This window comes from Herbaspirillum sp. meg3 (assembly GCF_002257565.1).
GTDB lineage: Bacteria > Pseudomonadota > Gammaproteobacteria > Burkholderiales > Burkholderiaceae_D > Herbaspirillum.
Genome location: NZ_CP022736.1, coordinates 4,887,606 through 4,900,376 on the forward strand (window position 1 = coordinate 4,887,606; position 12,771 = coordinate 4,900,376).

The 12,771-nt window shown below is 58.3% G+C and carries 11 protein-coding genes; 1 reads left to right on the plus strand and 10 read right to left on the minus strand.

Annotation, left to right across the window (positions count from 1 at the left end):
- Positions 1–10 precede the first annotated feature (10 nt).
- From mraY to mraZ, 7 genes are read right to left on the minus strand one after another with little or no spacing between them, the layout of a single operon-like run.
- Positions 11–1,180, minus strand: a complete 1,170-nt coding sequence (gene mraY / locus hmeg3_RS22025) for a phospho-N-acetylmuramoyl-pentapeptide-transferase (protein WP_094565649.1) — start codon at positions 1,178–1,180, stop codon at positions 11–13.
- 1 nt (position 1,181) lies between these two features.
- Positions 1,182–2,621, minus strand: a complete 1,440-nt coding sequence (gene murF / locus hmeg3_RS22030) for a UDP-N-acetylmuramoyl-tripeptide--D-alanyl-D-alanine ligase (protein ID WP_369828898.1) — start codon at positions 2,619–2,621, stop codon at positions 1,182–1,184.
- Positions 2,618–4,168 carry a UDP-N-acetylmuramoyl-L-alanyl-D-glutamate--2,6-diaminopimelate ligase gene (locus hmeg3_RS22035; protein WP_198361739.1) on the minus strand — a complete coding sequence of 517 codons (1,551 nt, stop codon included), beginning with the start codon at positions 4,166–4,168 and terminating at the stop codon, positions 2,618–2,620. The genes murF and hmeg3_RS22035 overlap by 4 nt, the downstream gene beginning before the upstream one ends.
- On the minus strand, positions 4,168–5,949 hold the full coding sequence (locus hmeg3_RS22040; RefSeq protein WP_094565651.1) for a penicillin-binding protein 2: 1,782 nt from the start codon (positions 5,947–5,949) through the stop codon (positions 4,168–4,170). The genes hmeg3_RS22035 and hmeg3_RS22040 overlap by 1 nt, the downstream gene beginning before the upstream one ends.
- Complete coding sequence (ftsL, locus tag hmeg3_RS22045; RefSeq protein ID WP_094565652.1) at positions 5,946–6,218, minus strand: cell division protein FtsL; 273 nt, start codon at positions 6,216–6,218, stop codon at positions 5,946–5,948. Before ftsL ends, hmeg3_RS22040 begins: the two co-directional genes overlap by 4 nt.
- Complete coding sequence (gene rsmH, locus hmeg3_RS22050) at positions 6,215–7,177, minus strand: 16S rRNA (cytosine(1402)-N(4))-methyltransferase RsmH (RefSeq protein WP_094565653.1); 963 nt, start codon at positions 7,175–7,177, stop codon at positions 6,215–6,217. Before rsmH ends, ftsL begins: the two co-directional genes overlap by 4 nt.
- Positions 7,178–7,189: 12 nt before the next feature.
- Complete coding sequence (gene mraZ, locus hmeg3_RS22055) at positions 7,190–7,618, minus strand: division/cell wall cluster transcriptional repressor MraZ (protein WP_094565654.1); 429 nt, start codon at positions 7,616–7,618, stop codon at positions 7,190–7,192.
- 724 nt (positions 7,619–8,342) lie between these two features.
- Here mraZ and hmeg3_RS22060 point away from each other — a divergent pair.
- Positions 8,343–8,627, plus strand: coding sequence for an HU family DNA-binding protein (locus hmeg3_RS22060; RefSeq protein ID WP_007880659.1), 285 nt, complete (start codon positions 8,343–8,345; stop codon positions 8,625–8,627).
- 295 nt (positions 8,628–8,922) lie between these two features.
- On the opposite strand, the gene hmeg3_RS22065 is transcribed toward hmeg3_RS22060, so the two are convergent.
- The 3 genes from hmeg3_RS22065 to hmeg3_RS22075 all read right to left on the minus strand — a co-directional run bounded on the left by hmeg3_RS22065 (position 8,923) and on the right by hmeg3_RS22075 (position 12,754).
- Positions 8,923–9,690: a 2-keto-4-pentenoate hydratase gene (locus tag hmeg3_RS22065; RefSeq protein WP_094565655.1), complete on the minus strand. Its 768-nt coding sequence runs from the start codon at positions 9,688–9,690 to the stop codon at positions 8,923–8,925.
- A gap of 84 nt (positions 9,691–9,774) precedes the next feature.
- Entirely contained in the window at positions 9,775–11,688 is a 1,914-nt protein-coding gene (locus hmeg3_RS22070) for a TRAP transporter large permease subunit (RefSeq protein WP_094565656.1), read from the minus strand.
- Positions 11,689–11,722: 34 nt separating this feature from the next.
- Complete coding sequence (locus hmeg3_RS22075; RefSeq protein WP_094565657.1) at positions 11,723–12,754, minus strand: TRAP transporter substrate-binding protein; 1,032 nt, start codon at positions 12,752–12,754, stop codon at positions 11,723–11,725.
- Positions 12,755–12,771 lie beyond the last annotated feature (17 nt).

The following is a 12,771-nucleotide window of genomic DNA, read 5'->3' on the forward strand; positions in this document are numbered from 1 at the left end:
AGTGATCCGCTCAACGCAATTTCAGCGTCGACAGACCAAACAGCACCAGCATCATCGTGATGATCCAGAAGCGCACCACGACTTGTGTTTCTTTCCAGCCTTTTTGTTCATAGTGATGATGCAGCGGCGCCATCAGCAGCACGCGCTTGCCGACGCCGTAGCGCTTCTTGGTGAACTTGAAGTAAGCCACCTGAATCATCACCGACAAGGTTTCCACCACGAAGATGCCACCCATGATGAACAAGACGATTTCCTGGCGCACGATCACGGCGATAGTGCCGAGTGCGCCGCCCAGCGCCAGTGCGCCGACGTCGCCCATGAACACTTGTGCCGGGTAAGCGTTGTACCAGAGGAAAGCCAGACCCGCACCGGCCATCGCGCCGCAGAAAATCAGCAGTTCGCCCGCGCCTGGAATGTGCGGAATAAACAGGTATTTGGCATAACTGGCGCTGCCGGTCAGGTAAGCGAAGATACCCAACGCACCGCCGACCAGCACTGTCGGCATGATCGCAAGACCATCCAGGCCGTCGGTCAGATTGACCGCGTTGCTGGTACCGACAATGACGAAATAAGTCAGTGCAATGAAACCCCACACGCCCAGCGGATAGCTGACGGTTTTGAAGAACGGTACGATCAAGTCAGCTTTCGGCGGCAGGTCGAGATTGAAACCCGACTGCACCCAGGCGAAGAACAGATCCAGCACCTTCATGTTGCTGACCTCGGACACCGAGAATGCCAGGTAGAACGCCGCCACCAGACCGATCAGCGATTGCCAGAAATACTTTTCGCGCGAACGCATGCCGTTCGGATCCTTGTAGACCACCTTGCGATAGTCGTCGACCCAGCCGATGGTGCCAAAGCCCAGGGTCACGATCAGTACGATCCAGACGAAACGGTTGCTGAGGTCTGCCCACAGCAAGGTCGAAATACCGATGCCGATGAGGATCAGCACACCACCCATGGTGGGGGTACCGGATTTGATCAAATGCGTTTGCGGGCCGTCGGTACGCACGGCCTGCCCAACCTTGAGACGGGTCAGCATGCGAATCACAGCCGGACCGGCGACGAGGCCGATCAACAGCGCCGTCAGCGTCGCAAATACGGCGCGGAAGGTGATGAAGTTGAACACGCGCAGGAAACTGAAGTCCTGCTGAAAATTCTGAGCCAGCCAAAGCAGCATGTTAATGAGTCTCCTGGTGAAGTAGCGCGCCGGACTGCGGCTGCGCCCCGACCAAATGCTGCACAACGCGCTCCATCTTCATGAAGCGCGAACCTTTTACCAATACCGTCGCCGTCGCGGTTGCAGCCTCGTGAACTGCAGCGCTCACGGCGTCGATGGTGTCGAAATGACGCGCCGGGAAAGAGACTCCCGGCACGGCGTTGTATTCATTGATGGCATCGCGCATGGCGTCGCCGAAACCGAGAAATTGGTCAATACCGCGCTCGCGCGCATAGGCACCGATTTCCCGATGGAATTTGGGACCTTCGTTGCCAACCTCACCCATGTCGCCCAAGGCCAGCACGCGTGGCGCAGCGGCTTGCGCGAGTACGTCGATGGCGGCGCGCACGGAGTCCGGATTGGCGTTGTACGTGTCGTCGATGACCAGTGCTCCACTGACTGCCGTCTTGCGTTGCAGGCGACCATTGACCGGCGCGAAAGCTTCCAGACCCCGCACGACCGCGGCAGCTGAAATGCCCGCACCCAGCGCGCAGGCTGTAGCGGCCAGCGCATTGCGCACGTTGTGCTCACCGACGGCGGCGAGCTTGATGCCAAATTGCTGTACACGGTCGCCAATGCGCGCAGTGACCGCAATCGCGCTACCAAATTCGCGCGCCTGATAGCTGCCGCTGACATCGGCGCCCTGATTGAGACCGAAGCTGATCACCGGACGTGTTCCGGCGATCTCGCGCCAGACCCAGGCGTATTCGTCTTCCGCCGGAAACACGGCGATGCCGTCGGCCGGCAATGCACCAAAGACGGCGCCGTTTTCACGGGCGACGGCTTCGACGGTTGCCATGAATTCCTGATGTTCGCGCTGCGCATTGTTGACCAGCGCCAGCGTCGGACGAGCGATTTCCGCCAGCACGGCGATTTCGCCGGGATGATTCATGCCGAGTTCAACAACTGCCGCCTGATGCTGTGGCTGCAGACGGAACAACGTCAGCGGCACACCGATTTCGTTATTGAAATTGCCGCGCGTCGCGAGACTATGGTCTTCGCCGAATGCAGCAGTCAAGATCGACGCGATCATTTCCTTGACGGTAGTCTTGCCGTTGCTGCCGGTGACAGCAATGACCGGCACATTAAACTGTCCACGCCAATGACGCGCGATCTGACCCAAGGCCACACGCGTATCCGGCACAACAATGGCCGGAATGCTCAAGCCTGCAGGCACGCGCTCCACCACGACAGCGGCAGCACCCAGACCAGCGACGGCGTCGAGGAAATCGTGCGCATCAAAACGCTCACCGCGCAAGGCAACGAACAGATTGCCGGGCGCGACAGCGCGACTGTCGGTGGTGACGCCACGCACAGTAAAGTCGCCACCGGCATTAGGCACACTATGCACGGTTGCGCCATCCAGCCACTGCGTCAATTGTTCAAGCGTTGCCTGCACTATGCACCTCCCATCATCGTGGCGCGTGCGGCCAGAGCCAGCGCGACGTGGTCGGCATCGAGGAAGGGATATTTCTTGCCTGCGATTTCCTGATAGGTTTCGTGTCCCTTGCCTGCCAGCAGAACAACATCCTGCTTGACCGCGTGACGCACCGCCCACAGGATGGCGCCGGCACGGTCAGTCATGACGTGCGGCACGATGCGCGCCATGCCGCTCTTGATATGCGAAATGATGACATTGGGATCTTCGCTGCGCGGATTGTCGCTGGTCAGAATCACGTGATCGGCCAGTTCCGAAACGGAACCCATCTCCGGACGCTTGCCAGGATCGCGATCGCCACCGCAGCCAAACACGCACCACAGCTCGCCGCCACGTTGGTTCGCGACCTGACGCAACGCGCTCAAGGTTTTCTCCAGCGCATCCGGCGTATGCGCATAGTCGATTACGATCAGCGGCACTTCTTGTCCGCCGAACTGTTGCATGCGACCCGGCACGGCGGTCAGCGTGGCGATCACCGCCAGCGCAGCTTCCCACCCGGTGCCCTTGGCCAGCATGACGCCGAGGATGCCCAATACGTTGCTGACATTGAACTGCCCGACCAGTTGCGTCTTGACCTGGCCAGAGCCAAATGGCGATTCGATATGGAAACTGGTGCCGGCGTTGGTACTGCGAATTGCCGATGCGCGCAGCACCGGCACATCGTCCGCGGTAATGTCGCCCAGCGAATAACCGATCACCGGAATATTCTTAGCCTGCAGATAAGGAATCAGCCGCTGCCCCATCTGGTCGTCCAGATTGATGACGGCATGTTGCAGTCCCGGTGAATCAAACAGCTGAATCTTGGCGGCTTCATAAGCAATCATATCGCCGTGATAGTCGAGATGATCGCGCGTGAAATTGGTGAACAAGGCCACATCGACGTGCAGCCCGTTCATGCGCCCTTGATCGAGTCCGATGGACGAGGCCTCAATCGCCAGCACCGACGCGCGCGCAGTGCGCAGGTCGGACAGCTTGCGTTGCAGCAGCACCGCGTCCGGCGTGGTGTAGCCGGTGACATCGAAAGCGTGCGGCTTGCCGTCCTGGAACATGCCCACGCCCAACGTGCCGATCACTGCAACGGGTGCCAATGAACCTTGCAGGCGCGACAGCGCCATCCCCAGCCAGTACGAGCAGGAAGTCTTGCCGTTGGTGCCGGTCACCGCGACGCTGAACATATCCTTGTCGGGCTGCTTGTAAAACATATTGGCGGCGAATCCGGCAAGATGCTTCAGGCCTTTGACGCCGAAATGCGGCAAATCTTCCTTATCGTCCCAGTTGAATCCTGCCTCTTCATAAACGATGGCAGCAGCGCCCCGCTCAATGGCATCAGCGATGTAACGGCGACCGTCAGCGCTGTCACCGGGATAAGCGAAGAACACGTCGCCCGCCTGCACACGGCGCGAGTCGGCGGTTAAATTCGCCGTTAAATTCGCAGTCTGACTGACGTTGACAGCGGCAATGCTGTGCAGCCAGTCCACAATCTTTTGCGCGGAAAGCATCGTCGCAGGCATTACATGCTCTCCTCTAAGGCGTCTTTTGGAATGATGATATTGGTCACGCTGGAGTCCGGCGCGACGTTGAGCGCGCGTAAAGCGTTGGCCGTGACATTGGCAAAAACCGGTCCGGCGACGGTGCCGCCGAAGTGGCTGCCGGCGCTGGGTTCATCCAGCATCACAGCGATGATCAGACGCGGATCGGACATCGGCGCGATGCCGACAAACGAAGACACGTATTTCTTCACGTACTTGCCGCCTTCAATCTTGTATGCGGTACCAGTCTTGCCACCGACGCGATAACCGGGCACCTGAGCCTGCGGCGCGGTGCCGCCCGGCGCCACAACGGTTTCCAGCATGCGGCGCATTTGCAGAGCGGTGTTTTCAGAAATCACGCGATGACCGATCGGCATGTCGTTGACTTTCTGAAAGGACAGCGGAATCAGGTCGCCGTTGCGGGCAAAAATCGTGTAGGCATGCGCCAGCTGAATCAGCGATACCGAGATGCCGTGACCGTAGCTCATCGTCGCCTGTTCAATCGGACGCCACGATTTGTAGGGGCGCACCCGGCCGGCAACTGCACCGGGGAAGCCGAACTTTGGCTGCTGGCCGAGGCCGACGCTGGTAAACATTTCCCACATTTCCTGCGGCGGCATTTCCAGCGCAATCTTGGCGGTGCCGATGTTGGATGACTTCTCGATAATCTGCGCAACCGTCAGTGGTCCGTGCGCATGCGAGTCACCAATGGTCGCTGTACCAATGGTCATTTTGCCGGGTGAAGTCTGGAACACGGTGCTAGGCGTCACGCGATGGGTGTCCAGCGCCAGCGCCACGGTAAAAGGCTTGAGCGTCGAGCCCGGCTCAAAGGTATCGGTCAGCACGCGGTTACGCAGTTGCGCGCCGGTCAGCACCGAGCGGTCGTTGGGGTTGTAGGTCGGCAGGTTGGCCAGCGCCAGCACTTCGCCGGTACGCGCATCGACGACGATAATGCCGCCGGCTTTGGCCTTGTTCTTTTCGACGGCTTCTTTCAGTTGCGTGAAGGCGATGTACTGGATCTTGCTGTCGATGGACAGCGTCAGATCCTTGCCGTCGTGCGGCTCGCGCACGGCTTCGATATCTTCGACGATGCGACCGAGACGATCCTTGATCACGCGGCGGCTGCCGGTCATACCGGCCAGCGTTTTCTGCGAGCCGAGTTCCATGCCGTCCTGTCCGGCGTCTTCCACATTGGTAAAGCCCACAACGTGGGCCATGACTTCGCCTTCAGGATAGAAGCGCTTGTATTCCTTGCGCGTCTCGATACCGGCGATGCCGAGCTTGACGATCTTGTCGGCGGTGTCCTGCTCGACCTGGCGCTTCAGATAAACAAAGTTGCGGTCGGAATCGAGCTTCTTGCGCAATTCTGCGTCGCTCATGTCGAGCAGCTTGGCCAGATCGCGCAACTTGTCTTTCGGCGCTTCCTGCACATCATCCGGAATTGCCCAGATCGCCTTGACCGGCACCGACGACGCCAGCACCTGGCCATTGCGGTCGGTGATTTTGCCGCGCGTGGCCGGCAACTCAAGCGTACGCGCGTAGCGCGACGCACCTTGTTTTTGCAGGAAATCGGTGGACATGCCCTGCAACCACAGCGCACGCGCAGCCAGTGCGAAGAAGGCCATGAACAGCACGAACAGCACCACGCGCGAACGCCAGGCCGGCATCGCGACCTGCAATACCGGGCTCGCCGAGAACGCAACGCCGCGCGAGGCAGCGACGCGGCCTCCCGTGACGTTGGTGCGTGGCGGCATGCGCGTCATTTATTCCTCACCGTCAGGTATTGGGTGCGTTCCGGCGTCAGCGAAACCATGTTCAGGTCGCGCCGTGCCAACGCCTCAATGCGAGAATTCTTGCCCAGCGTGGATTGATCCAGCTGTAGTTGCGCCCAGTCGATGTCGAGCTGGCGCGCAGCGGATTGGGCGCGCTCCAGTTCGATGAACAGACGGCGCGCCTGGTATTGGGCGTTGACCAGCGATAGTGCGCATAGCACCAGTACAGCCGTCACCAGAAAGCTCAGACGCCCGGTCATGGCGCATCCTCAGCGACAGTACGCTCAAGCGAACGCATCACGGCGGAACGGGCACGCGGGTTGGCGGCGACTTCGGCGTCGCTCGGTTTGACACGGGAATGCAATTTTCCGAGGGGTTGCGGCAGGTCGACTGCACGAATCGGCAGGCGGCGGTCAGGCTGCGGCACATGGGCTTTGGATGCCATGAACTGCTTGACGATGCGATCTTCCAACGAGTGAAAGCTGATCACAACCAATCTCCCATACTGCGCCATCTGCTGAAATGCTTTTTCCAGTCCTATTTCGAGTTCTTCAAGCTCTTTATTGATGAAAATCCGTATAGCCTGAAAGGTACGAGTGGCCGGGTCTTTGCCTTTCTCGCGGGTTTTGACGGCTTGTGCCACGAGCGTGGCAAGCTGTCGTGTGGTTGAAATTGGCTCGACTGCCCGGCGAGCAACAATCGTCTTTGCAATCTGAACAGCAAACCGTTCTTCCCCATAATCTCGTATCACCTTTGCTATCGTCTGTTCGTCTGCCGTTGCCAGCCACTCCGCTGCCGACACGCCACGCGTGGTATCCATGCGCATGTCCAGCGGGCCATCGAACCGAAAACTGAAACCCCGCGCCGCGTCATCCACCTGCGGCGAAGAAATACCCAAATCCATCAACACGCCATCAACACGCGTGACGCCATGCGCCGCCAGTGCCTGATCCAGCGTCGCAAAGCTGTCATGCACAATGGCGAAACGCGGATCCGCAATGGTCTGCGCCGTGGCAATCGCCAGCGGATCCTTGTCGAACGCAATCAAACGTCCACGCGCACTGAGGCGCTCCAAAATCTTGCGGCTATGCCCGCCGCGGCCGAAGGTGCCGTCCAGATAGACACCATCAGCCCGGTCGCCTTCTATTACCAGGGCATCCACCGCTTCATCCAACAACACCGTACGGTGCTGCAAATCGGGCACCGATTGCAAAGTCATCGCGTCGTGCCGTCAGAAGGAAAAATTGCTCAACACATCCGGCATGCCCGCAGCAACAGCTTCCGATTCGTTCTCGGCCAGCTTGGCGGCATCCCAGATTTCAAAATGACTACCCATGCCCAGCAACATGACGTCGCGCTCCAGGCCGACCGCTGCCCGCAACTCCGGCGCGATCAGGATGCGGCCGGCGGAGTCCAGCTCCACGTCACACGCATTGCCGAGGAAAACACGTTGCCAGGCGCGCGCCGACATCGGCCATGCGGCAATTTGCTCGCGATGGCTTTCCCAGGTAGGGCGCGGGAAAAACAGCAAACAGCCGTGCGGATGGCGCGTCAACGTGACCCGTCCTTCGCACTGAACCGCCAGGGCGTCACGATGCTTGGCCGGAATAGACATCCGTCCTTTGGCATCGAGATTGATTGATGACGCACCCTGAAACACTGTGTTTGACCTTTTTTCCTGTTGCTGTTGGCATGCTTGAATTCGGTGTTTTGATGTTTGGGACTCTAAAATACCCCACAAAAAAACACTTTTTCACACTATCGCCCACTTTAGAGGATGCACTAATACAGGTCAAGCGATATTCACGGGCCGAAACAGGGATTTTTTTAATAAAGTCAAAGACTTAGCGCGCATAGTTAAAAAGCGCCTAAAAGCGCTTTTCCCTCGAAAATGAATGACTTAGGGAATCTATTGAATGTTCCACTTGAGATATACACATGTGTTTATCTCGAATTCCGCGTGGCTTCTGGGGGAGAGACGGATCGGCGAACAAAAAAAACCGCCGAACGACTTGAGAAGAGATTTTGCAGACGATCAAAAGCACCAAGCTGGACCAACCGACAACGCAAAAGACAACGCAACTTCAAACCAAACTTCCATCCGAACACAAAACTGCGCCGACGATGCCGTTCAAAAAATTACCGGCAGCTGAAGTATGCCTGAAAAAAACAGTGCGTAAAAAATCAAAGGCGCATCAAAAAACTAAACAACCCACACAAAAAAAGAGGCACGAAACTCTCCGCAGACATCCGGATTTTTTCAATTCGATGAAATTCCGGCGAAATAGATCATGACAAATCAATTAAACATCAGATGGGGCTTGCGGAGTAGGCGCATTCCAATGCTAAAATCTCGGCACCTTAACAGTGAAAGGAATTTTAAAGTGAACAAATCCGAATTGGTCGACGCAATCGCTGCTGATACAGAAATCTCGAAGGCTGCTGCACAACGTGCTTTGGACTCCGTTGTTGAAAACATCATCAAGGCAGTTACCAAGGGCGACACAGTGCAACTGGTTGGCTTCGGTTCTTTCTCCACAGGCAAGCGCGCTGCTCGTACCGGCCGTAACCCACAAACTGGCGAAGAAATCAAAATCGCTGCTGCAACTACAGTGAAGTTCTCCGCTGGTAAGTCGTTCAAAGAAGCAGTGAACAAGAAGAAGAAATAATGGTTCCATTTGAATGCTGTGAACCAGGAGTTCACGGCATTCAAATACCGCTGCTGCTGCATTCATGCGGCAGCACGCCCTCCTCCTCCGTCTTACCCCTGTCCTCTGCGCTGCACCGCTTCTCCGGCCTTCTCGCCTCTTCCTACCGTATCTCGCAAGATCTTCACGCGGCCTGACATCGTTCACTCAGCTTTTCTGTGATCCTCCAGACGTGCGCATACCGCGGCAAACAAATCGGTTTCCGACCTGTTCCCCACGGCTTGTGACTACAGCGGATAGTGAACCGCAGGTCTTCTCAGACCTGCGCGAACGAAATATCGACCTTGCCGATGTTCTGCAACAGGGCGTTGACGCTGCTGCCCTTGTCGGCGAACAGCAAACCCGTGCACGATCCCGTCGTCACGAACTGGCCGGCTTTCAGACCGCCGCAACGCTCGCCGACGTGATTTGCCAGCCAGGTCACCAGCGGCCAGATATCGACTACCGGGTTGCCGCCGACGGTTTTGGCGACTTCCAGACCGTTGAAATACAGCTCGGCGTGCTGAATGCTTTGATCGATCTGACCAAGGTCACTGCGACCCGGGCCGTAGATGAAAGCGCAATTGCTCAACGCATCGGCCAACCCGGCCAGCGGATTGGCTGCCGGATATTCGCTGTAGCGCGAGGACACCAGTTCAATAGCGGGATGCACGGTGCCGACTGCGGCCAGCACTTCTGCCTCGGTGTATGGCGTTGCGCGGGCCGGCAAATCACTCTTCATGCGCAAGGCGATCTCGACTTCGATACCGCGCGAACCGGCGGTCAGCAAGTCGAAGAAATGATACGGCGCCGCGAAAATGAATTGCGCCGGCATCGGCGCGCAGCTTGGCTGTGCGCCCGGCGCCTTGGCGCCAACCTTCCAGCCGCCGACCTCTCCCAGCGATTGAGAAACGGTGTCCTGCACCGCATAGGCTTCTGCAACATCAGCCGGGATGTATTCGTCAGGCAGACGCGCCAGCGTGATTTCGTGCTTGCGCGCCGCCAGCAGCAGATCGGCGGCCGCCTTGATTTTTTGTTTGTCCATTGTCGTACTTTACTTCTTGAGAGGGCATCGCTGCGTGGAAAGCAGATGATGCAGGTTAAAAAACTTCCGTAACGTCACAGGATCTCAAGAAAATCCAAAGCGTCGCGGTAGCCACAAACTCAGATCCGGCCAGACGATGATCACGATCAGCGTGACCAGCAGCATGGCCAGATATTTCAGATACGGTTTCACTACATCCTGCAGGCGCACCTGTGCGATGGCGCAGGTCGCATACATCCCCAGTCCGAACGGCGGCGAGAATAAACCGATACCCATCGAAATCACCAGGATGATGGCGAAGTGCAGCGGATTGTAGCCAAGCTGCACCGCAATCGGCGTCAGCAAAGGGCCGAAAATGATCAGTGCCGGGGCACCTTCCAGCACCGCACCGAACAAGATCAGCGCCAAAACAGAAATGAGGATAAACATCCAGCGGCCGTAATCATGCGCCAGGCTCACCATCAATTCGGCCAGCGCATGCGGGATCTGCTCCACCGTCAGGGCATACGCCACGCTGCTGGCCGCTGCCACGATGAACAGCACCATACCCGACATTGAGGCCGCGTCGACGAACAGTTTCACCAGCACCTTGCGATTGAGCTCGCGGAAGGCCAGCCAGCCGACCACGATCGCATACACCACGGCAAACGAGGAAATCTCCGTTGATGTCGCTACGCCGGAAGCCACTCCCTTGCCGATCATCACGATCATGATCAGGCCCACCAGCGCGCCGCCGATCAGCTTGCCTAGCGGACGCGGCTTGATGAACACCACACTGACATCGACTTTACGTCCGGTGTAATAAGCGAGAATACTCAAGGCGATCGCCATCGCCAGCGCCGGCAGAATCCCGGCTAAGAACAAGCCGCCTATCGACAGATTGGCGACGAAGCCGAGGATGATCATGTTGATGCAAGGCGGGATGGTCTCCGCCATGATGGCCGAGGCAGCCAGCAAGCCTGCCGCCTCGTTCGGATTCTGTCTGGTCTGGCGCACCGCCGGCATCAGGATACCGCCCACGGCAGCGACGTCGGCCAGCTTGGAGCCCGACACGCCCGAGAAGAACGCCATCGCCGTCACCATGATCAGATTCAGGCCGCCGCGCAGCCGACCGAACATGCGCAGCAGCAGCTCGATCAGGCGCGACGACATGCCGTTGCACTCCATGACCATGCCCGCCAGGATGAAGAAGGGGACCGCCAGCATAACGAAGTGGTCGGTGCCTGCGGCAACCTGCTGGGCAAACACCATCACCGACAAGGACGGCTCCAGCAAGAAAAACATCAGCGCGCCAAAGGTCAGCGAAAACGCAATCGGCACACCCGCTACCAGGCAAAACAGGAAGCCAAACAGCAAGACGTGCATCGGTCGCAGCGCATGATCAGGCCAGAACGTCTGCAAGGCCAATACGGCGCCAACCACCGCCACACCAAGCAAGCCCGATACCAGCGCATGACGGCCGAACTTCTTCAGCGCATGCGTCATGGCAAAGACCGACAACAAGAGACTGCCGATCAACACCGGCAAAACAAAAATCGTCTGCGGCAAACCCGAGGGCGTGGTCTGGTCGTTGGAGATTTCAAGCAGCAGCCAGGTCGTATAGGCCAGCGACATGGCGACGAAGGCGATCACCCAGTCACACAGGCGCAGGATATAGGGCAGCCATGATTTCGGAAAAATCCCGCGCAGGCTGTCGATGCCGACGTGACGGCTGCGGCCCAGCACGCTGGCCGCGCCAAAGAACACCAACGTGATCATCAGCGCGCGCGCTACCTCTTCCGACCACTCCAGCGGATCGTGCAGAGCGTAGCGCCAGACCACCGAAAAGAACACTACCAGCACATCCACCGCCAGCACCGCCGCCGAGGTCAGTTCCAGCACACGTTGCAGGCGCGGATAGTCCACCGCGTCGTTGGGCGAGGCATGCAGCGAGCGGATCGCGTTCTCGATTTCTGCGGTTTCTTCAGCCGGCGTCAGCGGCGCAGTCATTGTCTTCATCATGGCTTCCTTTGACTACAGATTCGGCAAGACATCAGCCGCGCATAGCGACGATCTCGTCGACCACCGGTTTGACTGCCGGATACTGTGTGGTGAACTCGCCCCACAGCGGCGCCACGTCTTTGCGCAGCGCTTCACGATCGACCGTGGAGACGGTCAGGCCCAGGCCCTTGAGTTTTTCAAAGGCGTCGCGCTCCATGTCGGCGGCACGCTGGCGTTGATACATCGTCGCTTCGGTGGCGGCATCGAGGAAGGCTTTCTGTAGATCGGCAGGGATCTTGGCGAAGGAGCGCTTGCCGATCACCGGTGTTTGCGGGTTGTAGATATGCTGGGTCAGCGCACAGTATTTGGCGACTTCGAAAAACTTGCCCGCCAGCGCCGTCGGCGCATCATGCTCAAAACCGTCAACTACACCGGTCTGCAGCGAAGTGTAGATTTCACCGAAAGGTATCGGCGTCGGCACCGCGCCCATATAACGCAAGGTGCTGACGAAATTTTTTACCGGCAGCACGCGGATCTTGGTGCCCTTGAGTTCCGCCACGCTACGCACCGGATTCTTGGTGAATACATTGCGCGCACCCAGTGAATACGCCCAGCCCAACACCTGCACGCCGATGCGGTCAACCATCAGCTTGCTCAGAATGGCGCCGGCTTTGCCATCCAGCGCACGGCCGGAATGGTCGAGGTTGGCGAACAGATAGCCCATGTCGAGCACGCCGATTTCCGGTACGGTCGTCGACCAGATCGACGAGCCGGAAATCATCATGTCGACGCTGCCGATACGCACCTGATTGACAACATCGGATTCTTTGCCGAGCTGATCGCTGGGGAAATAGTTGACGACGATCTTGTTGCCGACGGCGGTCTTCAGATTCTGCGCGAAGCGGCTGTACCAGACGTAGTGCGCCGAGTTGGCGTCGAGCGGCAGCGTCGACGACATGCGCAGCGTGACCAGCGGTTTGTCCTGGGCGAAAGCCAGATTGCCCGACAGGCCTGTCGATGCGGCTGCGCCGATGGCAAGGCCGGCTTTCAGGAAGTGTCGTTTGGATGCGTTAGTGGTGTTCATCATGTCTCCTGTAGTTT

Excerpts from the sequence above, each read along its gene's own strand:
- mraY (WP_094565649.1), bottom strand. The coding sequence starts at position 1,180 with ATGCTGCTTTGGCTGGCTCAGAATTTTCAGCAGGACTTCAGTTTCCTG.
- hmeg3_RS22035 (WP_198361739.1), bottom strand. The coding sequence starts at position 4,168 with ATGCCTGCGACGATGCTTTCCGCGCAAAAGATTGTGGACTGGCTGCAC.
- hmeg3_RS22040 (WP_094565651.1), bottom strand. The coding sequence starts at position 5,949 with ATGACGCGCATGCCGCCACGCACCAACGTCACGGGAGGCCGCGTCGCT.
- ftsL (WP_094565652.1), bottom strand. The coding sequence starts at position 6,218 with ATGACCGGGCGTCTGAGCTTTCTGGTGACGGCTGTACTGGTGCTATGC.
- rsmH (WP_094565653.1), bottom strand. The coding sequence starts at position 7,177 with ATGACTTTGCAATCGGTGCCCGATTTGCAGCACCGTACGGTGTTGTTG.
- hmeg3_RS22065 (WP_094565655.1), bottom strand. The coding sequence starts at position 9,690 with ATGGACAAACAAAAAATCAAGGCGGCCGCCGATCTGCTGCTGGCGGCG.
- hmeg3_RS22070 (WP_094565656.1), bottom strand. The coding sequence starts at position 11,688 with ATGAAGACAATGACTGCGCCGCTGACGCCGGCTGAAGAAACCGCAGAA.
- hmeg3_RS22075 (WP_094565657.1), bottom strand. The coding sequence starts at position 12,754 with ATGAACACCACTAACGCATCCAAACGACACTTCCTGAAAGCCGGCCTT.